The 21100-nt window shown below is 74.6% G+C and carries 26 protein-coding genes; 14 read left to right on the top strand and 12 right to left on the bottom strand.

Features of this window, described 5'->3' with window-relative positions; all coding sequences use genetic code 11:
- The first annotated feature begins 25 nt into the window (after nucleotides 1-25).
- A complete protein-coding gene (locus tag ABTX81_RS17010) occupies nucleotides 26-667 on the top strand; it encodes a DUF7691 family protein (protein WP_350545814.1) in 642 nt (213 codons plus the stop codon).
- A 74-nt stretch (nucleotides 668-741) separates the two neighbouring features.
- Here the strand turns inward: ABTX81_RS17010 and ABTX81_RS17005 are convergent, their stop codons facing one another.
- Nucleotides 742-1245 (bottom strand): hypothetical protein, encoded by a 504-nt coding sequence (locus ABTX81_RS17005; protein ID WP_350545811.1) that lies wholly within the window; start codon nucleotides 1243-1245, stop codon nucleotides 742-744.
- A gap of 89 nt (nucleotides 1246-1334) precedes the next feature.
- Complete coding sequence (locus tag ABTX81_RS17000) at nucleotides 1335-2153, bottom strand: TIGR03084 family metal-binding protein (protein WP_350545809.1); 819 nt, start codon at nucleotides 2151-2153, stop codon at nucleotides 1335-1337.
- Nucleotides 2154-2369: 216 nt separating this feature from the next.
- On the opposite strand from ABTX81_RS17000, the gene ABTX81_RS16995 reads away from it, so the two are divergent.
- A complete protein-coding gene (locus ABTX81_RS16995; RefSeq protein WP_350545807.1) occupies nucleotides 2370-3152 on the top strand; it encodes a helix-turn-helix transcriptional regulator in 783 nt (260 codons plus the stop codon).
- 18 nt (nucleotides 3153-3170) lie between these two features.
- On the opposite strand, the gene ABTX81_RS16990 is transcribed toward ABTX81_RS16995, so the two are convergent.
- Entirely contained in the window at nucleotides 3171-4703 is a 1533-nt protein-coding gene (locus ABTX81_RS16990) for an AMP-binding protein (protein ID WP_350545804.1), read from the bottom strand.
- A gap of 227 nt (nucleotides 4704-4930) precedes the next feature.
- On the opposite strand from ABTX81_RS16990, the gene ABTX81_RS16985 reads away from it, so the two are divergent.
- From ABTX81_RS16985 to ABTX81_RS16975, 3 genes are read left to right on the top strand one after another with little or no spacing between them, the layout of a single operon-like run.
- Nucleotides 4931-5389: a group II truncated hemoglobin gene (locus ABTX81_RS16985; protein ID WP_350545801.1), complete on the top strand. Its 459-nt coding sequence runs from the start codon at nucleotides 4931-4933 to the stop codon at nucleotides 5387-5389.
- Nucleotides 5386-5940, top strand: coding sequence for a GNAT family N-acetyltransferase (locus ABTX81_RS16980; protein ID WP_350545798.1), 555 nt, complete (start codon nucleotides 5386-5388; stop codon nucleotides 5938-5940). Before ABTX81_RS16985 ends, ABTX81_RS16980 begins: the two co-directional genes overlap by 4 nt.
- Before the next feature lie 40 nt (nucleotides 5941-5980).
- Nucleotides 5981-6361 carry a VOC family protein gene (locus ABTX81_RS16975; protein ID WP_350545795.1) on the top strand — a complete coding sequence of 127 codons (381 nt, stop codon included), beginning with the start codon at nucleotides 5981-5983 and terminating at the stop codon, nucleotides 6359-6361.
- Here ABTX81_RS16975 and ABTX81_RS16970 read toward each other — a convergent pair whose 3' ends face one another.
- Complete coding sequence (locus tag ABTX81_RS16970) at nucleotides 6362-6952, bottom strand: maleylpyruvate isomerase N-terminal domain-containing protein (RefSeq protein WP_350545793.1); 591 nt, start codon at nucleotides 6950-6952, stop codon at nucleotides 6362-6364. It abuts the gene before it with no gap.
- Nucleotides 6953-7078: 126 nt separating this feature from the next.
- Here ABTX81_RS16970 and ABTX81_RS16965 point away from each other — a divergent pair, with 126 nt between their 5' ends.
- A complete protein-coding gene (locus tag ABTX81_RS16965; protein ID WP_350545791.1) occupies nucleotides 7079-7738 on the top strand; it encodes an NAD(P)-dependent oxidoreductase in 660 nt (219 codons plus the stop codon).
- Between the two features lie 16 nt (nucleotides 7739-7754).
- Here the strand turns inward: ABTX81_RS16965 and ABTX81_RS16960 are convergent, their stop codons facing one another.
- Nucleotides 7755-8537 (bottom strand): dioxygenase family protein, encoded by a 783-nt coding sequence (locus tag ABTX81_RS16960; protein WP_350545789.1) that lies wholly within the window; start codon nucleotides 8535-8537, stop codon nucleotides 7755-7757.
- Between the two features lie 129 nt (nucleotides 8538-8666).
- Here ABTX81_RS16960 and ABTX81_RS16955 point away from each other — a divergent pair, with 129 nt between their 5' ends.
- Nucleotides 8667-9182 carry a MarR family winged helix-turn-helix transcriptional regulator gene (locus ABTX81_RS16955; protein WP_350545787.1) on the top strand — a complete coding sequence of 172 codons (516 nt, stop codon included), beginning with the start codon at nucleotides 8667-8669 and terminating at the stop codon, nucleotides 9180-9182.
- A 63-nt stretch (nucleotides 9183-9245) separates the two neighbouring features.
- On the opposite strand, the gene ABTX81_RS16950 is transcribed toward ABTX81_RS16955, so the two are convergent.
- Both ABTX81_RS16950 and ABTX81_RS16945 read right to left on the bottom strand, forming a co-directional pair.
- Nucleotides 9246-10532 (bottom strand): RNA polymerase sigma factor, encoded by a 1287-nt coding sequence (locus tag ABTX81_RS16950; RefSeq protein ID WP_350546137.1) that lies wholly within the window; start codon nucleotides 10530-10532, stop codon nucleotides 9246-9248.
- A gap of 122 nt (nucleotides 10533-10654) precedes the next feature.
- Nucleotides 10655-11029, bottom strand: a complete 375-nt coding sequence (locus tag ABTX81_RS16945; RefSeq protein ID WP_350545784.1) for a YciI family protein — start codon at nucleotides 11027-11029, stop codon at nucleotides 10655-10657.
- Nucleotides 11030-11285: 256 nt separating this feature from the next.
- Here ABTX81_RS16945 and ABTX81_RS16940 point away from each other — a divergent pair, with 256 nt between their 5' ends.
- A complete protein-coding gene (locus ABTX81_RS16940; protein ID WP_350545781.1) occupies nucleotides 11286-11651 on the top strand; it encodes a nuclear transport factor 2 family protein in 366 nt (121 codons plus the stop codon).
- A 9-nt stretch (nucleotides 11652-11660) separates the two neighbouring features.
- Here the strand turns inward: ABTX81_RS16940 and ABTX81_RS16935 are convergent, their stop codons facing one another.
- The gene (locus ABTX81_RS16935) at nucleotides 11661-12326 is read right to left on the bottom strand and encodes a TetR/AcrR family transcriptional regulator (protein ID WP_350545778.1); all 666 of its coding nucleotides are present in this window, start codon (nucleotides 12324-12326) and stop codon (nucleotides 11661-11663) included.
- A gap of 47 nt (nucleotides 12327-12373) precedes the next feature.
- Here ABTX81_RS16935 and ABTX81_RS16930 point away from each other — a divergent pair, with 47 nt between their 5' ends.
- On the top strand, nucleotides 12374-12700 hold the full coding sequence (locus ABTX81_RS16930; RefSeq protein ID WP_350545775.1) for a rhodanese-like domain-containing protein: 327 nt from the start codon (nucleotides 12374-12376) through the stop codon (nucleotides 12698-12700).
- An 86-nt stretch (nucleotides 12701-12786) separates the two neighbouring features.
- Here ABTX81_RS16930 and ABTX81_RS16925 read toward each other — a convergent pair whose 3' ends face one another.
- Nucleotides 12787-13914, bottom strand: a complete 1128-nt coding sequence (locus tag ABTX81_RS16925; protein WP_350545772.1) for a DUF4034 domain-containing protein — start codon at nucleotides 13912-13914, stop codon at nucleotides 12787-12789.
- Between the two features lie 88 nt (nucleotides 13915-14002).
- On the opposite strand from ABTX81_RS16925, the gene ABTX81_RS16920 reads away from it, so the two are divergent.
- Nucleotides 14003-14515 (top strand): GNAT family N-acetyltransferase, encoded by a 513-nt coding sequence (locus tag ABTX81_RS16920; protein ID WP_350545767.1) that lies wholly within the window; start codon nucleotides 14003-14005, stop codon nucleotides 14513-14515.
- Nucleotides 14516-14540: 25 nt separating this feature from the next.
- Here the strand turns inward: ABTX81_RS16920 and ABTX81_RS16915 are convergent, their stop codons facing one another.
- Nucleotides 14541-15599: a fatty acid desaturase family protein gene (locus ABTX81_RS16915; protein ID WP_350545764.1), complete on the bottom strand. Its 1059-nt coding sequence runs from the start codon at nucleotides 15597-15599 to the stop codon at nucleotides 14541-14543.
- Nucleotides 15600-15785: 186 nt separating this feature from the next.
- On the opposite strand from ABTX81_RS16915, the gene ABTX81_RS16910 reads away from it, so the two are divergent.
- The 4 genes from ABTX81_RS16910 to ABTX81_RS16895 all read left to right on the top strand — a co-directional run bounded on the left by ABTX81_RS16910 (nucleotide 15786) and on the right by ABTX81_RS16895 (nucleotide 19744).
- Nucleotides 15786-17258, top strand: coding sequence for a DUF2079 domain-containing protein (locus tag ABTX81_RS16910; RefSeq protein ID WP_350545761.1), 1473 nt, complete (start codon nucleotides 15786-15788; stop codon nucleotides 17256-17258).
- Between the two features lie 81 nt (nucleotides 17259-17339).
- Complete coding sequence (locus ABTX81_RS16905; RefSeq protein WP_350545759.1) at nucleotides 17340-17780, top strand: GntR family transcriptional regulator; 441 nt, start codon at nucleotides 17340-17342, stop codon at nucleotides 17778-17780.
- 18 nt (nucleotides 17781-17798) lie between these two features.
- Nucleotides 17799-18725, top strand: a complete 927-nt coding sequence (locus ABTX81_RS16900; RefSeq protein ID WP_350545756.1) for an ABC transporter ATP-binding protein — start codon at nucleotides 17799-17801, stop codon at nucleotides 18723-18725.
- Nucleotides 18722-19744 carry an ABC-2 membrane transporter-related protein gene (locus ABTX81_RS16895; RefSeq protein WP_350545753.1) on the top strand — a complete coding sequence of 341 codons (1023 nt, stop codon included), beginning with the start codon at nucleotides 18722-18724 and terminating at the stop codon, nucleotides 19742-19744. The genes ABTX81_RS16900 and ABTX81_RS16895 overlap by 4 nt, the downstream gene beginning before the upstream one ends.
- A gap of 117 nt (nucleotides 19745-19861) precedes the next feature.
- Here the strand turns inward: ABTX81_RS16895 and ABTX81_RS16890 are convergent, their stop codons facing one another.
- Together ABTX81_RS16890 and ABTX81_RS16885 are read right to left on the bottom strand one after the other, a co-directional pair.
- The gene (locus ABTX81_RS16890) at nucleotides 19862-20890 is read right to left on the bottom strand and encodes a LacI family DNA-binding transcriptional regulator (RefSeq protein WP_350545750.1); all 1029 of its coding nucleotides are present in this window, start codon (nucleotides 20888-20890) and stop codon (nucleotides 19862-19864) included.
- Nucleotides 20891-20933: 43 nt separating this feature from the next.
- Nucleotides 20934-21095 (bottom strand): hypothetical protein, encoded by a 162-nt coding sequence (locus tag ABTX81_RS16885; protein ID WP_350545747.1) that lies wholly within the window; start codon nucleotides 21093-21095, stop codon nucleotides 20934-20936.
- Between the last annotated feature and the right edge of the window lie 5 nt (nucleotides 21096-21100).

Here is a 21100-nt window from a genome sequence, read left to right as displayed (position 1 = left end):
ATGATGTCACCGCCATAATGGCGCGATGTCCGAACAATACCTCTCGGCGTTCGCGGTCGACGCCGACGCCCTGCTGCGCACGGTCGGTTCCGGCGACGAGGCCTTCGTCCGGGGAGCCCTCGACCGCATCGGCCCGCTCAGGGCCGCCGACCAGCTGTTGCGGGCCACCGAAGCCGCCGAGGTGGAGCCCGCCTTGCGGGAGATCGCCACGGGCCGGCTCGACCCCTCCCGGCCCGGCGGCTACACCTGGCTGCTGGAACTCCTGCTGCCCGGCGCCGGCGACGCCCTCGGCGCGGCGGTCCTGCCCGGCCGCGGCTGGCACGAGCTGGCGGACGCCTTCGAGGCCTGGGGGCTGCCGGCCCTGGCCGGCCTCTGGGCGCGCCCTTGGCCGTTCCCTCCGTTCCCCCGGCGGGACTCCGCGGCGCCGGACGACGACCCCTGGCCCTTCCCCTCCCTCGCGGCCGGCCCCGAACTCGACCGCGTGCGCGCCGAACTGGCGGGCTTCGACCCCGAGCGGATCCACCGGGAGACCGAACTCCTGCCGGGCGGCGACGAGGACGCGGCCGAGGAGGTGGAGTGGCTGCTCGGCGAGCTGCTCCCGGCCTGGACGGCGGGCGCCCTGGAGCGGGACCGGGGGCTGCTGCTGCTCCGTGACGGAGGCAAGTAGTGACCGGCGCGGCGCAGTCGTGGGGGGTGCCTGCGCCGCGCCGGGGCCTGGGCCGACCGGTCGCCCGATGGGGGTCAGAAGGCGGGCCGGTCGTTCAGTTCGACGATCCGCAGATCGCTCAGGCGGACGGTGTACCAGACCTCCTGGCCGCCGCCCCCGCCCCAGAACTCGGTGAGCCGGACCGAGGCGAAGCCGTGCTCGTCCTTCACCTGCTGGGCCGACCAGTCCACCGGGACGTTCTGGGCGCGGAACACCGGATCGGCGTCGTGCTGCTGCGCCCAGGCGTCGAGGCGGAAGTTCAGGTGCGGGGAGAGGTAGCGCTCGCGGACGGCGCGCGGGGTCTCGCCGCTCTCGCCGAGCACCGCCCGCCGGTACTCCTCGAAGAAGGTGACCACCTGGTGCGCGGCCGGTGTCCCCGCCCGGACCTGCGTCGGCGCGGCGGCCCCGGCCGGAGCGGCGGGCAGCGCGAACGCGGCCTGGGCGAACGCGGCCTGGGCGGGGGCGGCCGTGAGAGCGCCGACGGCGAGCAGGGCGGCGGCCCCGGCGAGGGCGGTGCGCAGCTGGTCGATTCGCTTCATGCCCGAAGTCCATCATTCGCCGACGAACCCTGTATATCGCCGGAACGTGTGGTTTGGCAGGAAATCCGGCGTATTTGACGCATCATCCGCTAAAGCGACGACCCCGCCTCCCGGCCCGCTCCGGGCGGTCCCGCGAAGGCCTGGGCGATCGGCAGCCAGGCCGTCGCCACCTCGCCGACGGCGGTCAGCGCGAGGTCGTCCGGGTGCCGGCGCCGGGTGACCAGCAGGCAGAAGTCCAGGGCCGGGCCGGTCACCCGGTCCGCCGCGTCCGTCGGCCCCCAGCTCCACGCTCCGCCGTCCGGCGCGGTCAGCTCCACCCGCACCGGAGCCTGCGGGGCGGGCAGCCCGTGCACCGTGAACGCGAAGCCCATGGTCCGCACCCCCAGGTGCGCGACATGCCGCAGGCGCGCCGTCGGCTCCCGGCGGACGCCGAGCGCGTCCGCCACGTCCTGGCCGTGCGCCCAGGTCTCCATCAGCCGCGCGGTGGCCATCGACGCGGCCTTCATCGGCGGGCCCAGCCAGGGCAGCCGGACGTCGGCCGGCACCGCCGCGAGCGCGCCCGCGAGCCGTTCCCGCCCGGTCCGCCAGCGGGCCAGCAGCGCGGCCGGCTCCTCGGTCGCCCCGCGCGCAGCGCCGTCCTCCACCGGGTCGGCGCCGGCCGCCACCAGCTCGCCGAACACCCGGCCGGACTCCGCGACGAAGGCCTCCGGATCGCGCGCGGCCAGCTCGGACCAGTCGTCCGTCCAGGCCAGGTGGGCGATCTGGTGCGCCACCGTCCAGCCGGGCGCGGGCGTGTCCAGCGCCCAGTCGTCCGGCGCCAGCCCGGCGACGAGCCCGTCCAGCACCCCGCTCTCGGCCCGCAGGTCGGCCAGCACGGACGAGCCCTCGGGACCCTTTGGATCGGCCATGGATCTCCCTTTCGCAACGGTCGGAAACCTTGGAAACATCGGGAATCGCGGCGGGCCACGATGGGCCGTGGTGGTGACCCGTCGGTAACCTCGCGCCCGCACCCTACGCCGCCGCGACCGCGCCCACCCGGAACTCCGCACAACTCCACACGACACGCACGCCGAACACCCTCGCGACCCCTCCCCACCACCGGAATCGCATGTGACAATCGCGCGATGACGACCGCCCCGACCGCGTCGAAGAGCGGCGCCGAGGCCCCGGACGACCTCGCCGCCCGTGCCGCCGAGCTGGTCCGCGACGCCGTGCTCGGCGACCTCGCCCGCCGGGTGGTCGCCGACTGCGGCGCCGACGTCGGCCTGGTCGGCGTGCCCGAGCCGGGGGTGGCCGGGGCCCGGGGCGAGGGAATGGTGCTGCGGCACTGGGCCGGCACCCGGGCGGACCTGCTGCACGACCTCCCGGTGCCGGCCGGCAACGGGCTCGGCGGCCGGGCGCTGGCCGAACGGGCGCCCAGCTGGGCGCCCGACTACCGCGCCGACACCACCATCTCGCACCACTACGACGCCGCCGTCATCGCCGAGGACCTCTACGCGATGCTGACCGTGCCGCTGCTGCACGGCGGCACGGTGCACGGCGTGGTGTACGCCTCGCTGCGCGCGGTGGTCCCGTTCGGGGACGTCCGGATCGCCGCCGTGACCAGGCTGGCCGAGGCCGCCACCCGGGCCCTCGCCGGAGCCGCCGCCTGGCGCGCGACCCCGGCGACCCCGCCGGCCGCGTCCGCCACCGCCGTGCGAAGACCCCCGCCGACCCCGCTCACCCGGCGCGAGCACGAGGTGCTCCGCTGGGCGGCGACCGGCCGGACCAACCCGGAGATCGCCGCCCAGCTCGGCCTCACCTGCAACACGGTGACCGGCTACCTGAAGAGCGCCATGCACAAGCTCGGTGTCCGCAACCGCACCGAACTCGCCGTCACCGCCCGGGAGTCCGGCCTGCTCGGCTGAACCCCCGATCCGCTACGGTCAGTTGACCTTCCGCTCCCGCCCCGACCAGTACGGCTCGCGGAGCCGGAACTTCTGCAGCTTCCCGGTGGTCGTGCGCGGCAGCGCGTCCCGGAACTCCACCGACGTGGGCGACTTGTAGCCGGCCAGCCGCTGCTTGCAGTGCGCGATGAGCTCCGCCTCGGTGAGCTCCGTGCCCGGCTTCAGCACCACCAGCGCCTTGACCGTCTCGCCCCACCTGGCGTCCGGCACGCCGATCACCGCGACCTCGGCCACCGCCGGGTGGTCGTAGAGGCAGTCCTCCACCTCGATCGAGGAGACGTTCTCCCCGCCGCTGATGATGACGTCCTTCTTCCGGTCCGAGATGGTGAGGTAGCCGTCCTCCAGGACGCCGCCGTCACCGGTGTGGAACCAGCCGTCCCGGAGCGCCTCCGCGGTGGCCTCCGGCTGCTGCCAGTAGCCGTCCAGCACGACGTTGGAGCGGACCAGCACCTCGCCCTGCTCGTCCACCCGCACCTGGTTGCCGATCGCCGGGGCGCCGGCCTGCACCAGCTTCTCCGCCCGCCGCTCGGCGGGCAGTTCGTCCCACTCGGCGCGGGTGCGGTTGACCGTCACCACCGGCGAGGTCTCGGTCAGGCCGTAGATCTGCATGAACTCCCAGCCGAGCTCGGACTCCATCCGCTGCACCACCGAGGTCGGCGGCGGGGCGCCGGCCACCACCATCCGCACCCGGTCCCGGCCGGGGACCGGGCCGTCCCACTCGGCCGCCGCGTCCAGCACCATCTGCACCACCGCCGGCGCGCCGCACAGGAAGGTCACCCCGTGCCGCTCGACCCGGCGCAGGATCTCGGCGCCGTCCACCTTCCGCAGCACCACGTGCTGCGCGCCGAGCCCGGTGAGCGAGAACGGCAGGCCCCAGCCGTTGGCGTGGAACATCGGCAGGGTGTGCAGGTAGACGTCCCGGTCGCTCGCCCCGAAGTGCAGGGCCATCAGCGTCGCGTTCAGCCAGACGTTGCGGTGGGTGAGCTGAACGCCCTTGGGGCGGGCGGTGGTTCCGCTGGTGTAGTTGATGGTCGCGGTGTCGTTCTCGTCGATCGCGTACCGGCGCGGCGCGTTCCCGAAGTCGTACAGCAGCGCGTCGCTGTCCGCGCCGATCACGAACTTGTGCTTGGCGACCACCCCGGCCAGCGAATCGGCCAGCTCGGGGTCGACCAGCAGCACCGAGGCGCCGCTCTGCTCGACGATGTACGACACCTCCTCGGCCTTGAGCCGGAAGTTCACCGGCACCAGCACCCGGCCGTGCCCGCTCACGCCGAACAGCGAGGTCAGCAGCCGCGCCGAGTTGTGCGACACGATCGCGACCCGCTCGCCCGGCCCGACACCGAGCCGGTCCAGCCCGGCCGCCTGCGCCCGCGCCAGCTGCGCGATCCGACGGTACGTCAAATCAACCCACGGCTCGGCCGGTTGCACCGGTTCGTCGACGATGCCGACCCGGTCGCCGTAGACCAGCTCGGCCCGGTCGAGGAAGTCCATCACGGAGAGTGGAATCTGCATGGGCCCACTGTCCTCCGCCCACCGCCCCCTGCACACCCCCGATCGGGGGTGTCACCCGGACGGGCCCCGCCCCCGCCGGACGGCGGCCCGGCAGGCCCGGTCGGAGAGTGGAGGGGGTGGCTCCGGTTGGTGAGCCGGGGGCGAACAGGGGGGCCCGGGGAGGCGGGGGGAGGGGTTCCGCTGCTAGGAAGGGCGGCAGGAGATCCGCCCACGGGGGAGAGACACCGATGACCGAGCACCGCTCCGGCAGTCTGTACGACGCGATCGGGGGACTGGACGCCCTGCGGCGGCTGAGCAACTCCTTCTACCAGGGCGTACTCGCCGATCCGCTGCTCGCGCCGGTCTTCGCTCGGTTCACGCCCACCCACATCGAGCACGTCGCCGTCTGGCTGGCCGAGGTGTTCGGCGGCCCGGACCGCTTCACCACCGACCTCGGCGGCCACCAGGGGCTGCTCCGCGCCCACCTCGGCCTCGCCATCACCGAGGAGCAGCGGCTGCGCTGGATGGAGCTGATGACCGGGGTGGTGCGCGAGGAGCTGCCCGAGGACGAACTGCTGCGGACCCGCGTCCTGGAGTACTTCGACTGGGGCACCAGGATCGCCGAGGACGTCTCCGCCTCCCCGGCCGGCACCGACCTCGGCGAGCCGGGGCCCACCCCGCGCTGGGGCTGGGAGGGCCTGCGGTGACGACCGCGCTCGCCGCCGGGGTGCCGCGCGCCGAGGGGCTGCTGCTGCGGCCCTTCCGGCCGGAGGACGGGCCCGCCCTCGTCGAGATCCACCGCGACCCGGTGCTGCGCCGCTACGTCCGCAACCGGGTGACCGACCCTGGCGGGGCCGCCCGCTGGCTGGCGGCCGAGGACCGGGGCCGGGCGGAGGGCGGCCGGTACTCCTTCGCCGTCCTGGAGCAGGGCGCGCTGGTCGGCCAGGTCGTGCTCAAGCGCGGCGCCCCGGGCAGTGCCGCCTCCGAGGTGGGCTACTGGACGGCCGCCGCCGCGCGCGGCCGGGGGGTGGCCCCGCGCGCGCTGGCGGCGCTCACCGCCTGGGCGTCGGAGACCTTCGCCGCCGACGGACTGGTCCGACTGGACCTCTTCCACGAGGGGGACAACGCGGCGTCCTGCCGGGTCGCCGAGAAGGCCGGCTACCCCTTCGAGGCGTACGTCCCGGCCGCCCCGCCGCACTACCCGCTGGACGGCCACTGGCACAGCCGGCCCGCCGGGAGCGCCGGGGCCGCCGGATAACGACTGGACCGGGGCGGCGATCGAGGTCAGAGTGACCGTCATGGCTTCTCTTGTGCGACATGTGACGATCGACTGCGCCGACCCCTACGCCCTGGCGCAGTTCTGGGTGAAGGCGCTGGACGGCACCCTGGGCGAGGACGACAAGCCGGGGGACGAGGAGGTGCTGGTCGTCTCGGCGGGTGTCTCGCTGCTCTTCATCCGGGTGCCCGAGGGCAAGACCGTGAAGAACCGCGTCCACCTGGACCTCCAGCCGCAGGACCGCACCCGGGACGAGGAGGTGGAGCGCCTCCTCGCCCTGGGCGCGACGCTGTTCGAGGACCACCGCACCCCGGACGGCAAGGGCTGGGCGACCCTCCTCGACCTCGACGGCAACGAGTTCTGCGTCGAGCGCAGCGCCGCCGAGCGGCTCGCCACCTCCTGATCAGTCGACGGCCGCCCGCCAGACCCACGAGGTCCGGCGCGGGCGGCCGTCGAGCTCTCCGCGGCCGGTGCACCAGAGCAGGACGTCCACCGGGTCGCCGGCGGGCGCGTCGGGGAAGAGCCGGGCCAGCACGGCCGCGGCGAGCCGCTGCGGGGGCCGCCACTCCAGGCCCAGCCCGAGGGTGACGTCATGGGTGTGCAGCAGGGTCTCGGCGACGCCCATCGCGGCGAAGCCGGCCGGGTCGCACGGCCCGTAGTGGTACGCCCGCAGCTCGGGCGGGGCCGCGTCCAGGGCGGTGGCCAGCAGGTGCGCGCAGGCCGTCACGACGGTGAGCACCTCGGCCGGCCCGGCCTCCGGACGCACGGTCAGGTCCAGCGGCAGATAGCGGTCCCCGGGCCGGGCGGCGAGCTGACCGGCGTAGGCGAGCAGGTCGTGCGCGACATGGGCGGCGGTCTCCCGGCAGCTCCACTCCAACGGGCCGGCGGGCGCGTCCCAGCGGGCGCCGGCGGCCTCGGCCGCGGGGCCCAGGACGGCCGTCAGCTCCCCGAGCGCGGCCCGGACGTCATCACCGTTCATCGGACGATCAGTCATCGGCCCACCGTCCCATCCGCCCCCGCGTGTCCGCCAGGGTCCCGCCCGCCCCGGGTGCTACTGCTGGCTCCGGATCCCCACCCGGCCCCTCCCCCCCCCGGACCCCGGAGAACAGGCAGGTACCCCATGGCCAGCATCGCCGTGTTCGGCGCCAACGGCACCATCGGCAGCGCCGTCGTCGCGGAGGCCGCCGCGCGCGGCCACCGGGTGACGGCGGTCGTCCGCACCCCGTCCCGCTTCGACGCCGCGCGCTGCCCGGGGGAGGTGGCCGTCGAGGCCGGGGACGTGCTGGACCCGGCGGACGTGGCCCGGGTCGCCACCGGGCAGGACGCCCTGGTGAGCGCGGTCGGCGGCGGCGACGGCCCCGGCCACCGGGCGCTGATCGAACCGGCCGCCCGGGCGCTGGTCGAGGGGCTGCGCCGGCTCGGCGGCGAGGCGCCCCGGCTGCTCGCGGTCGGCGGCGCGGGCAGCCTGGAGACCGCGCCCGGCACCAAGGTCTGGGACACCCCGGGCCTGCCGGAGGCGGTGCTGCAGATCATGCACGCCCACGGCGACGCCCTGGCGTACTACCGGACGGTCACCGATGTGCGCTGGACGGTGCTCAGCCCGGCCGCCCACATCGGCCCGGGGACGCGCACCGGCCGCTACCGCACCGGGCTGGAGCAGCTGCTCACCGACGCCGAGGGGGAGAGCCGGATCTCGGTGCCGGACTACGCGGTGGCGCTGGTCGACGAGATCGAGCAGCCCGAGCACATCGGCGAACGCTTCACCTGCTGCGCGCTCTGAGCGGTCGCCGGAGCCGTCAGCCGACCTGGATCGAGCGCTTCGCCAGACCCATCCAGAAGCCGTCGATCACCGTGCGCTGGCTGCCCAGCTCGTGCTCCGCCGCGCCGAGCGTGACGAACAGCGGGGCGAAGTGCTCGGTGCGCGGGTGGGCGAGCCGGCCGGCCGGGGCCTTCTGCTCGAAGTCGAGCAGCGCGTCGAGGTCCTGGGCCGCCAGGGCGCGCCGGCCCCAGTCGTCGAACTCGGCCATCACCGAGGTGACCCGGCCGTCGCGGCTGAGCGCCCGCAGGTTGTGGGTGAAGAAGCCGCTGCCGACGATCAGCACGCCCTCGTCGCGCAGCGGGGCGAGCCGGCGGCCGATCTCCAGCAGCCGCTGCGGGTCCAGCGTCGGCATGGACACCTGGAGGACGGGGACGTCCGCCTCCGGGAACATCTCCACCAGGGGGACGTAGGCGCCGTGGTCGAGGCCGCGGTCGGGGATGTCCTGGACCGGCGTGCCGGGGGCGCGCAGCAGCTTGCGCACGCGCTCGGCGAGCTCCGGTGCGCCGGGGGCGGCGTACTGGACGCGGTAGTAGTGCTCGGGGAAGCCCCAGAAGTCGTAGACCAGCGGCACGGTGGTGACGGCGCCCAGCGCGAGCGGCGCCTCCTCCCAGTGCGCGGAGACCATCAGGATCGCCTTGGGACGCGGCAGGTCGGCGGACCAGGCGGCCAGCTCCTTGGGCCAGACCGGGTCGTCGGCGAGCGGCGGCGCGCCGTGCGACAGGTAGAGGGCGGGCATGCGCTCGGGTGCGGCGGTGCTCATGGCGGCTCTTCTCCTCTGGCCCTCGGTTGGGTCGGCCCTCGGCGGCGGGTGCGGTAGTTCAAATTTGAACACCGACACTTCGACCGTACACCTTCGTTCGAATTTGAACAATAGGAGTACGATCACCCCATGCCCTCCACCTCGTCCGCACCCTCGGCGCCCCCCTCCGCCGCCTCCCCGCGCGAGCCCCGCTGGCTCGACGAGGAGGAGATGGCCGCCTGGCGGAGTTTCGTCACCGCGAGCAACCTCCTCAACCGCCGCCTGGAACGCCAGCTCAAGGAGGAATCGGGCCTCTCCCACACCCAGTACGAGATCCTTGTCCACCTCTCCGCCGCCCCGGCCGGCTCACTGCGGATGACCGAGCTGGCGGACAAACTGGTCACCTCCAAGAGCGGGCTGACCTACCAGGTCACCCAGCTGGAGAAGATGGGCCTGGTCGGCCGCCGCTCCTGCCCCAGCGACGTGCGCGGCGTCTTCGCCGAACTCACCGAGCAGGGCGACGAGATGCTGCGCGAAGCGGCCCCCGGGCACGTCGCCCTGGTCCGCGAACTGCTGATCGACGTGCTCACCCGGGAGCAGCTGACCGTGCTCGCCGACGGTCTCGGCCAGGTCAGCGCCCGGCTGCGGCTCGACGACGCGCTCTGAGCGCCGGAAGCCCCGAACCCTCGAAGCCCTCGAAGCCCTCGTAACCCTCAGCCCTCGTAACCCTCAGCCCTCGTCCGCCCCGGCTGCTGCCGCCTCGGCCGCCTCCGCCGCCTTGGCGAGCAGCAGCTCCCGCTCCCGGACGTTGCGGGTGAGCCCCGCCGCCCGCTCGAACTCCGCCCGCGCCTCGGCGCCCCGCCCGAGCCGGGCCAGCAGGTCGCCCCGGACGCTGGGCAGCAGGTGGTACCCGCGCAGCGCGGGCTCCGCCGCCAGCGCGTCCACCACCTCCAGCGCCACCGCCGGCCCCTCGGCCATCGACAGCGCCACGGCCCGGTTCAGCTCCACCACCGGGGACGGCGTGAGCGCCATCAGCCGGCCGTAGAGCGCGGCGATGGTCGCCCAGTCGGTGTCCTCGTAGCGTGCCGCCCGCGCGTGGCAGGCGGCGATCGCGGCCTGCACGGAGTACGGCCCGGTGCCCGCCCGCAGCAGGGCGGCCAGCCCGCGCCGGATCAGCAGCCGGTCCCAGCGGGCCCGGTTCTGGTCGGCGAGCAGCACCGGCTCGCCGTTCGGCCCGGTGCGGGCGGCCGTCCGGGAGGCCTGGAGTTCCAGCAGCGCGGCCAGCCCGTGCGCCTCCGGCTCGGCGGGCATCAGCGCGGCCAGCACCCGGGCCAGGCGCAGCGCGTCCTCGCAGAGCGCGGGCCGCAGCAGGTCGTCCCCGGCGGTCGCCGCGTACCCCTCGTTGAAGATCAGGTAGATGACCTCCAGCACGGAGGAGAGCCGGGCCGCCCGCTCCTCCCCGTACGGGACCTCGAACGGTATCCCGGCCTGCGCCAGGGTCCGCTTGGCGCGCACGATCCGCTGGGCGACGGCCGGCTCGGTGGACAGCACCGCCCGGGCGATCTCCGCCGTGGTCAGTCCACCGAGCAGCCGCAGGGTGAGCGCGATCCGGGCCTGCGCCGGCAGCACCGGGTGGCAGACGGTGAAGATCAGCCGCAGCAGGTCGTCGTCGATGTCGTCCGGCCCGGACGGCTCCGGCGGCGGGACGTCCTCCAGCGCTCGCCCGACCTCGGCGAGCTTGCGGGCGTACGTCTCCCGGCGACGGACCAGGTCGATCGCCCGGTGCTTGGCGGTGGCCATGAGCCAGGCGCCCGGACGGTCCGGGACGCCCGACTCGGGCCACTGCTCCAGGGCGGCGACCAGCGCGTCCTGCGCCAGCTCCTCGGCGATGCCGACGTCGCGCACGATCCGGGCGACCCCCGCGATGATCCGCGCGGACTCGATCCGGAACACGGTCTCGACGGTCCTGGCCACCTCCACGGTCCTGGCCACCTCCACGGTCCTGGCCGTCTCCATGGTCCTGGCCGTCTCCGCCGCCCCCGCCGTCCGAGCCGGCCCGGCCGTTCCCGCGTTGCGCTCCGTCACGATCACCCATCAGAGCAGCCGCCGCCCACCGCGGCAAACCACCGCCGCGCCGGTCACGCCTCCGGCGGCGCGGCGGCCTCGTCGATCTGGCGCAGCTCGGCGCCGACGCTCCAGTGCGCCGGGTGCGTCTCCAGGAAGCGCCGGGTCCACTCGACCGCCTCGTCCTTGTCCTTGCACTGCAGCAGGGCGTAGCCGCCCACGACCTCCTTGGTCTCGGTGAACGGGCCGTCCGTGCAGGTCACCTTCCCGCCCTCCCAGAGCAGCCGGGTGCCCTCCTTGGTGGGCAGCAGTCCGGCGGTCTCCAGCATCACCCCGGCCTTGGTGATCTCCTCGAACAGCGCCCCCATCCGCTGCTCGAAGCCGGGGTCGGACTTGAACTCGGAGGCCTGCTCCTCGTCGATACGGATCAGCGTCATGAAGCGCGGCATGGTGGCTCACTCCTCGTCGGTGCGGGCGGGGCCCGTCCCCGCCGCTCACCCCTGCGTCGAACGGGCGCCGGCCGTTTCGACAGCCGGCCCGGAAATTCTTCCGGCACTCCTGCGCCCCGGCCACCGGAGCGGGTCCGCGCGGGCGACGCGACGGTGCTGATCGCGTGCGACCCGGCCCGTCCCTCGTTCGTCCCCGCCCCGCCCCGTTCCGCGGATCCCCTCCCCAAGTCCGCTTCGTAGCGGGAAGGATGGGGGCATGACCATTGATCATGCCTTCGCACAGCGGTTCGCCGAGGAGTGGGTGGCGGTGTGGAACGCCCGCGACCTGGAGGGCGTCCTCGCGCACTACACGGACGACGTCGTCTTCGTCTCGCCCCGGGTCGTCGGCCTCCTGGGGGAGCCCTCGGGGGAGGTGCGCGGCAAGGAGGCGCTGCGCGCGTACTGGAGCAAGGCCCTGGCGCTGCTGCCCGAGCTGCGCTTCACCCTGGACTCGGTGCGGGTCTCGGTCGACACGATCGTGATCGACTACCGCAATGAGCGCGGGGTGGCCGTCGCGGAGGCGCTGACCTTCCGGGACGGCCTGGTCTGCAGCGGCTTCGGGGCGTACGGTCCGGAGCGCTGACGCCGGCGCTCAGAGCAGCCGGGCGGCGAGCCGCAGCGCTCCCGCCCGGACCCGCTCCTCGCCCAGCTCCGGGAGCAGGGCGGCCACGTGCTCGGCCGCCAGCACCGCCAGCAGGGCGTGCGCGTCGTGCTCGGGGTCCCCGCCGGGCCCGCCCGCGCCGAGCAGCAGCGTCACGTGCCGGTGCCAGAACCGGTAGGCGCCGATGCGGTAGCGCGAACCCCGGCCGGCCGTCTCGGACATCCGGACCAGGTCGAGGTGTTCCAGCAGGTAGTCCAGATAGGCGGTGACGAACGCCGCCAGCCGCGCCGCAGCGCTCGCCGCGGCGTCCGCGTCCCCCGGCCCGAGCGGCGCGGGCCCCCGCAGGATCGCGTCCTGGAGCGCGCGCTCGCGCGCGTCCAGCAGGGCCGCGCCGAGCCCGGCCTTGTCGCCGAAGCGGCGGAACAGCGTGCCCTTGCCGACACCGGCCGCGGCGGCCACCTGGTCCATGGAGACCGACTCGACCCCGTGCTCGGCGAACAGCCGCCCCGCGGCCTCCAGGACGGCGGCCCGGTTGCGGGCGGCGTCGGCGCGCTCGACCGGCGGCGGGGTGCGCAGCAGCTCCAGCGGTACGGGGGCGTTCGGCGCCGAAGAAGGCGTTGCGTAAGCGGACTGCGGTCCGGTACTGTCCTGAGTCATAAGCGGACTATAGTCCGAATCGGCGCGCAGCCCCAGGAGGCCGCAGCATGACCGCACTCATCACCCGGACCGAACTGGCCACGGCCATGGAGACCGGAACCGTCACCGTCGTCGACACCCTCGGCGGCGCCTACTACGCCCAGCAGCACCTGCCCGGCGCGATCGAGCTGGTCCGGGCCGACGTCGACCGGCTGGCGCCCGAGCTGCTGCCGGACCGCGAGGCCGCCATCGTCACCTACTGCTCCAACGAGGCCTGCCCCAACAGCGGCCAGGTCGCCGACCGGCTGACCGCCCTCGGCTACACCAACGTCCGCAAGTACCGCGAGGGCATCCAGGACTGGTCCGAGGCCGGCCTCCCCGTCGAGACCGCCTGACCCGATCCGCCCGCCCGCGGAGCGGCCGGGCGGAGGGAGGGGCGCACGTGGGGAGCGCCCCTCCCGTCCGCGTCGCGGCGGGGCCGCTACAGCCCGTGCCCCGCGCCGGCGTTCTTCGCCGGCCGCAGCTCGGCCGCCAGCGGCTCCGCCTTGGCCCGCTTCACCGCCAGCGCGCGCGCCAGGTCGAACGCCGCCGCCGGGTCGTCGTGCTCGGCCCACGGCTGGGCCCCGCACCACGGCCCGATCGCCCGGAACTGCTCCAGTGCGACGTCGTACGCCTCCACCTCGCTGGCGAAGTGCGCCAGCAGGTGCCGCAGTTGCGGCAGCCGCTCGTCGTCCGGCCGGACCTGCCGCAGCTGGGCGGCGAGGTTCTCGATCCGCCACTTGGTCGTGTCCGCCGTGATCGTGCCGGCGATGCTGCGGCGCTCCTTGAGCTCGGCGAGGGCGTGCAGGTATATCCCGCCCAGCGGGCTGCCGGGCGGGGCCGCGTCCATCGCGCGCTCGGCGAAGGCGAGCATCTGCTTGTTCGAGCCGAACCACTTCTCGCACCAGTACTGCATGGCCTGCCAGTGGCCGTCGTAGTGGAACCAGGCGCGCTTCACCAGCTCGTCCCAGGCCTCCTGGAACTGCTCCGGGGTGAACTGCGCCCCGCGCGCCGCCGTCACGATCACCACCCACGGGCCCGGGTTCGCCGGGTCCAGCAGGGCGGCCCGGCGGGCCGCCTCGATCGCGGCCGGCAGCAGCTCGCGGAAGGCGTTGATCGCGTCGTCGCCGACCTCGTCCCGGAAGCCGGAGCCGCGCACCTCCCAGGCGCGGTGCACCATCAGCTTCGCCTCCAGGGTGGCGGCGTCGCAGTTGCCGGGCTCGGCGGAGCGCCAGGCGCTCAGCCAGCCGTCGCCGTCCTTGGCGATGGCCGCCAGCAGCCCCAGCCGCGACCACCGCTCGTCCCAGTGGTCGCCGGGCTCGGCGACGTACGCGGCCGCCGGGCGCCAGTCGCCGGCCCAGGCCGCGTCGGCGATCGCCTGCGAGCGCTGCCGCCGCTCCAGCGGGACCGGCGGACCGGCCCGGGTCGGGTCGAGGCGCTCGCGCGGGGGCATGCCGTAGGCCGCCGGATCGAAACCGTCACGGGCCCACTTCAGATGGCGCCTGCGGCGCACGATCCGGTAGACGAGGTAGCCCACCACGAAGAGGAGGAAGATCAGCAGACGTGTCACGACGGCGAATCATCCCTGCTGGGAGGCGGTGCGCGCAAAGCTGAAAACGGCTCGCCGAATGGGGCTTTCCATGGAAACATCCGCTGTTATGGGGACGATTCTGCACGGCGCGCACGTCACGCTCCGCCCGGCCACGACCGAGGATGTCCCGGCTCTGGTCGCCATCCGCCGCACCCCCGAGGTCTACGCCCGGTGGCGCGGTGGTGACGACCTCACCGACGCCGTCACCACCGGTCTCGCCGAGTCCGGCACCGAGGTCCTCGCCATCGAGGCCGAGGGCCGGGTGGTCGGCGCCGTCCAGTGGTACGCCAACGACGACGACGAGTACCGCCACGCCGGTATGGACATCTACCTCGACCCGGCCCGGCACGGTCGCGGCTACGGCACCGACGCGATCCGCACCCTGGCCCGCCACCTGGTCGACCACCACCGCTTCCACCGGCTGGTGATCGACCCGGCGGTCGACAACGCCCCGGCGATCCGCTGCTACGAGAAGGTCGGCTTCCGCCCCGTGGGCGTGATGCGCCAGTACGAGCGCGGCGCCGACGGCAGCTGGCACGACAACCTCCTGATGGACCTGCTCGCCGGCGAACTGCGCTGATCCGCGGGGGCGTCGGCCCGGCCGGTCAGTGGTCCGCGCGCAGCGGCTCGCCGGTGCGGTGCAGGTGGGTGAAGATCTCCCGGTAGGAGCGGAGCAGTCCGGTCTCGTGGTACGGGATGCCCTTCTCCGCGCAGAACCGGCGGGTGATCCGGGCGGCGCGGGGGAGCGCGGGCGTCGGCATGCTGGGGAAGAGGTGGTGCTCCACCTGGTAGTTGAGGCCGCCCATCAGCGTGTCGAGCACGGGATTGCCGCGGACGTTGCGGGAGGTCAGCACCTGGCGGCGGAGGAAGTCCAGCCGCATCTCCGGCGTCACCATCAGCATGCCCTTGTGGTTCGGCGCGAAGACGCAGCCCAGGTAGACGCCGAGCAGGGCCTGGTGGACGGCCAGGAAGGCGATCGCCCGGCCGGCCGGCAGCGCGGCGAAGACGGCCCCGAAGTAGGCCGCGAAGTGCAGGACGAGCAGGGCACCCTCCAGCCGGGGGCGCTTCAGCGAGGGGCCGCGGAGCGCGCGGAAGCTGTTGTAGCTGAGGTTGAGGCCCTCCAGGAGCAGCAGCGGGACGAACAGGTACGCCAGCCGCCGGCCGATGAACCGGGCGACCCCGCGTGCCTGCCGGGCCTGCTGCTGCGACCACACCACGATGTCGGGGGCGACGTCCGGGTCCCGGCCCTCGTGGTTGGGGTTGGCGTGGTGGCGGGTGTGCTTGCTCATCCACCAGCCGTAGCTCATGCCCATCAGCAGGTTGGCGACGATCCGCCCGCCGATCTCACTGCCGCGCCGTCCGCCGAACACCTGGCGGTGCGCCAGGTCATGGGCGAGAAGGCCCAGTTGGCCGAAGACGACCGCCATCGCGGCGGCCAGCGCGAGCTGCAGCCCGCTGTCGCCCAGCGCGAACAGGGCGTACCAGCCGCCCGCGAACGCGGCCAGCGTGACGCCGAAGCGGACCGCGTAGTAGCCGGGGCGGCGGTCGAGCAGCCCCTCCTCGGCTATCCGGCGGGTGAGCTGGGCGAAGTCGCTGCCGTCCGGGTCCCGGCGCGGCGGTGCGGCCGGAACCGGGGACGGGGGCGCGGTGGGCTGTGGGCTCATGACGGGAAGTCTGCTGGCCGGCGGGCCGGAGCGGAACCCGAGAAACCCCCTTCCCGGTAGGGGAGTTAACCCCCGTGTGCGAGGCGGGGTACCCCCCCGGCCCCGCCGGCCCCGGGTTGACGGGCACTCCGGGGCTCCACCACCCTTTCACTAATCAGATAGTGAAAGGGTGGTTTATTGATGTGGGTGCTCCGCCCCCTCCGGCGGTCCCGGGTGCTGTCCTGGGGGCTCGCCGGGCTGTTCGCCGTGCTCTACTCCTGCGTCGCCGTCAACCGGCACCGGCGCGCCCTGACCCAGGCCTATGACCTGGGCATCTTCGAGCAGGCGGTCCGCGCCTACGCGCACGGGGAGGCGCCGGTCGTGCTGCTCAAGGGCCCCGGCTACCACCTGCTCGGGGACCACTTCCACCCGGTGCTCGCCACCCTCGCCCCGCTCTACGGCGCGTTCCCGGGCGCCGTCACGCTGCTCCTCGCGCAGGCGCTGCTGATGGCGCTGGCCGTGGTGCCGCTGAGCCGGTGGGCCTACGAGGTCGGCGGCCCGCGCCTGGCCTGCGCCGTCGGGGTCCTGACCGGGCTCTCCTGGGGGATCGTCGAGGCGGTGGCCGACGACTTCCACGAGATCGCGTTCGCCGTGCCGCTGCTGGCGTTCGCCGCCACCGCCCTGGGGCGGTCGCGGCCGGTCGCGGCGGTGCTCTGGGCGCTGCCGCTGGTGCTGGTGAAGGAGGACCTCGGTCTGACGGTCGCCGCCGTCGGGGTGCTGGTCTTCCGGCAGGCCCGGCGCGGGAGCGGGACCCGGGCGCTCGGCCTCGGGACGGCGGTCTTCGGGTTCGCCGCGACGGCGCTGACCATGCTGCTGGTGCTGCCGTCGTTCAATCCCGGCGGCGACTTCGCCTACTGGGGGCAGCTGGGTGCCGGGGAGGCGGCCGCCGCGCCGTGGGAGACGGCGTCCCGGCTGGTCTGGCCGCCGCTGAAGTGGCTGCTGCTCGGCCTGTCCGCCGCGACCGCCGGGTTCCTCGGGCTGCGGTCACCGCTGGCGCTGCTCTGCGTGCCGACCCTGGGCTGGCGGCTGCTCGCCGACAATCCGCACTACTGGGGCGTGGGGTACCACTACAGCGCGGTGCTGATGCCGCTGCTGCTGGCGGCGCTGGTGGACGCCCTGCGCCGGACCGGCGCCTTCGCCCGAGGGGCCGGACCCGCCGTGCCGGGCGGTGCGACCGGGCCCGCCGTGCCGGACCCTGCCGCCGCGCGCCGGGCCCGGCGGGCGCTGGTGGTCGCCGGCCTGGTCGCCGCCGTGACACTCCCGCTGTTCCCGCTGCGCGAGATCGCCGCGCCGGGCGCCTGGGGCACCTCGCCCCGGCTCGCGCGGACCAGGGCGATGCTGGCCCGGATACCCGACGGCGCCACCGTCGCCGCGTCCAACCGCCTCGCCGCGCAGCTGGCCGGGCGGACCACGGTCGGCCTGGTCTGCCGCGAACCGGCACCGCCGCTCGCCGACGCGCTGCAGGACGGGCCGCAGTGGGTGGTCGTCGACCTCGCCGACCCGAGCGTGCACGCGCCCTGCGCGATCGAGGACACCCTGCGGATGCTCGGCCGCTACGAACTCCTCGGCTACCGGCGGGTCGTGGACGACGGCGACCTGCGACTGCTGCGCCGGCCCTGAGGAACCCCCGGTTCCGACTTGACCGAGGCGCCGTGGTCCGCCACCATTCCACTAATGGACTAGTGAAAGGGTGATGCGGGTGTGATCGAGTACCGCATCGAGCGGCGCAGCGGCGTCTCCACCTACCAGCAGATCGTGCAGCAGACCAAGCAGGCGCTGCGGCTCGGTGTGCTCCAGCCCGGGGACAAGCTGCCGACCGCGCGGGAGGTGGTCGAGCAGACCGCGATCAACCCGAACACCGTGCTGAAGGCCTACCGCGAGCTGGAGCGCGAGGGGCTGGTCGAGCCCCGGCCGGGGCTCGGCACCTTCGTCCGCCGCTCGCTCGCCCAGCCCGGAGCGGCCGCCGACGGGCCGCTGCGGGCCGGGCTGGTGGGGTGGGTCGACGAGGCCCGCGCGGCCGGACTCGACCGCGAGGACATCGCCGCGCTGATGGCCGCCGTGCTGGAGCAGCGCTTCGAGACCGGCGTCCCGGCGGCGCCGCGCTCGTCAACGGGGCCGGCGGATCCGGCCGCAACCGACTAGGGAGGGTGGGGGGAACGCATGGCGGACGCGACATCCGTACCGGATGCGACACCGGAGGAGGGGCGGCCGGCCGTCGAGGCCGTGGGGCTGGGCAAGCGCTACCGGGGCGACCGGTGGGCGCTGCGCGACTGCCACTTCACCGTCCCGGCCGGCCGGATCTGCGGCGTGGTCGGCGCCAACGGGGCGGGCAAGAGCACCCTGCTCACCCTGGCCGCCCGGCTGATCGAGCCGACCGAGGGCGAACTGCGGGTGTTCGGCGAGGCATCGAGCACCCCGGAGTCCCGCACCCGGGTCGCCTACGTCACCCAGGAGAAGCCGCTCTACCCCTCCTTCACGGTGGCGGACACGCTGCGCATGGGGCGCGAGCTCAACCCCGGATGGGACGAGGAGGCCGCCCAACGGGTCGTCGGGATGGGGGAGTTGCGGGCGGACGCGCGCATCGGCTCGCTTTCCGGGGGCCAGCGCAGCAGGGTCGCGCTCGCGCTCGCCCTCGGCAAGCGCGCCGAACTGCTGCTGCTCGACGAGCCGATGGCCGACCTCGACCCGCTCGCCCGCCACGAACTGATGGGCGTGCTGATGGCCGAGGCCGCCGAACGCGGCACCACCATCCTGGTCTCCTCGCACATCCTGCCCGAACTCGACGGCGTCATCGACCACTTGCTGCTGGTCCAGGCGGGCCGGATCCGGCTGGCCGGGGACCTGGAGGAGATCCTCGACGGCCACCGGCTGCTCACCGGCGTCGCCGACGGGGCCGAACTGCCCGCCGGCACCGCCGTGGAGCGGCGGGTCCGGGGCCGTCAGGTCACCGCGCTGCTGCACACCGGGGAACCGGTCGACGGTCCGTGGGAGTCGGTCCGGCCGAGCCTGGAGGAGCTGCTGCTGGCCTACCTCCGCACCCCGCTCCCGACCCCCGCCGCCGCTCCCGATCGCGAGGCCGCCGCATGAGCACCAGCACCCTGACCAGGCCGTCCGCGGCGACCCGCCCCTCGGGCCCCGCCCGCGACTCCCGCGGTCCGCGCGGCGTCCTCTGGCTGGCGTGGCGGCAGAGCCGGGTGTCCGTACGGACGATGGCCGTTCCCGCGCTCCTCACCGCCCTGCTCCTGATCGTCCTGCACTTCCTCATCCAGGACCGGGCCGAGCTCTGGGTACGGACCGGCTGCGACCACGCGACGGACTGGAGCCTCTCCTGCCAGGTGCAGTACGGCCGGATGGAGATGCTGACCCTGATCTTCACGGACGCCCTGCAGCCGGCCGTCACCCTCGTCCCGGTGCTGCTCGGCACGTTCCTCGGCGGGCCGCTGCTCGCGCAGGAGTACGAGCGCGGCACCCTGCGGCTGGTGCTGGCGCAGTCCGTCGGCCCGGGCCGCTGGCTGGCGGCCCGGCTCGCCGTCCCGGGCGCCGCCGTGCTGCTGCTGTCCACGATGGTGGCCGGGCTGAGCAGTTGGGTGTGGTGGTCGGACATCCGGCACAACCGGGCGGCCTTCGACCCGCCGTTCCAGGGGTTCACCTACCCCGCGCTCGGCGTGGTCCACATCGCCTGGTCGCTCTTCGCCCTGGCGCTGGGCGTGCTGGTCGGACAGCTGCTGCGGCGCACCGTGGCCGCCGTGCTGGCGAGCGGCGCGGCGGTGGCCCTCGCCCATGCGGTGGTGATCGTGCTGCGGCCGTACCTCTGGCCGGTGGTCGACGAGGAGCAGCCGTACAACACCGTCCTGGGCGGCTTCAGCAAGCCCACCGGCTCCTGGCTGGTGGAGCAGGGGGTGGTGCTCGCGGACGGCACCCGGATGACGGCCGACGACTGTCTCAACGCGGCCGACGTCTGCAACGCGGCGCCGGACTCCTGGGGGCAGTACCACCCGGTCTCGCACTTCGTCCCGATCCAGCTCGTCGAGTCCGGGCTGCTGCTGGCGCTCACCGCCGGCGCCGTGGCGCTGGTCTTCCGCCGGCTCGCCCGGGCCGGGATCTGACCGGACGACCGCGCCGCGCGCCGTCCGATTCCGGTCCACTGCCCGCGCTCCCGGCCGACCGGACTGGGCGGCGGCACGGCCCGCAGGTCTCCCGCACCGAGGCCTGAGCCGCGTCCGTCACTCCCCGGCGCAGCCGCAGGAGCGGCGGACCACCATCCGGGCCGGGAACGTCCGGGCCCCGGCGGCCGGCGCCGACTCGCCGTCCGCGCCCGCGCTCAGCACCAGATCGACGGCGGCGTGCGCCATCTCCGCCTGGGCGGTGGCCACGCTGGTCAGCGGCGGTCCGGCGATCACCGCCTCGGCGATGTCGTCGAACCCGGCCACCGCGAGGTCCTCCGGCACCCGGATGCCCAGGTCGTCGGCGGCCCGCAGCAGGCCGATCGCCTGGTCGTCGGTTGCGCAGAAGACGGCGGACGGCCGGTCGGCGCGCGCCAGCAGCGCGAGCGCCTCCCGGTGCGCCCGCACGCGGTCGAACGGTGCCGCGGTCAGCCGGCCCTCGGTGGACAGGCCGGCCTCGGTGAGCGCGGCGGCCCAGCCGGCGGTGCGGACGGTCACCGGGTCGCTCGGGCTGAGCGCGAAGGTGCCGCCGAAGCAGTGCACTTCGGCGTGCCCGTGGCCGAGCAGGTGGCGGACGACCTCGCGGGCACCGCCCTCGTCGTCCGCGACCACCGCGATGCCGCGCTCGGTCTCGGCGCGGTGGTGCAGCAGCACGACCGGCGTTCCCTCGGTGGCGTCCACGCCGGTGACACCGGGCGCGGACGGGTCCTGGGTCACCAGGATCAGGCCGTCCACCTGCATGCCGAGGAAGGCGCGGATGTAGTGGGCCTCGCGCTCGTCGGCGTAGTCGGAGTTGCCGATCAGCAGCAGCCGCCCGCGCTCGGCGGCCGCGCGCTCCACGGTGTGCGCCAGCTCGGCGAAGAAGGGCTGGCGGGCGTCCGGCACGACCATGCCGATGAGGTCGGTGCGCCGCCGGGCCATCGCCTGCGCGACCCGGTTCGGCCGGTACCCCAGCTCCTCGACGGCGGCGAGCACCCGTGCCCGCGTCGCGGCCGCCACCGGCCGCGGCCCATCGTTGATCACATAACTCACGACCGCAGTCGACGTCCCCGCCGCCCTCGCCACGTCGTCCCGCGTCACCCTTGCCATGCCGCGAGCCTACACACCGCCACCGACAGCCCTCGCAGCCATTTCACCGGCTGGACGGCCGGCGGCGGTGGTGGTGGGGAAGGGCGCGCTCGGCCGGTTCGCCGCGCAGCGCGAGCAGGGTGAGGGCGTCCGGCACCGTCAGGTGGGCGATCCGGCCGGCGGTGGTCTGGCCCACCCCTGAGGCCGGCTCCAGGACGACCGTCACGGCCG

It is taken from the genome of Kitasatospora sp. NPDC097605, from assembly GCF_040302725.1.
Classification (GTDB): Bacteria; Actinomycetota; Actinomycetes; order Streptomycetales; family Streptomycetaceae; genus Kitasatospora.
This window is presented reverse-complemented; position numbering and strand designations above follow the sequence as displayed.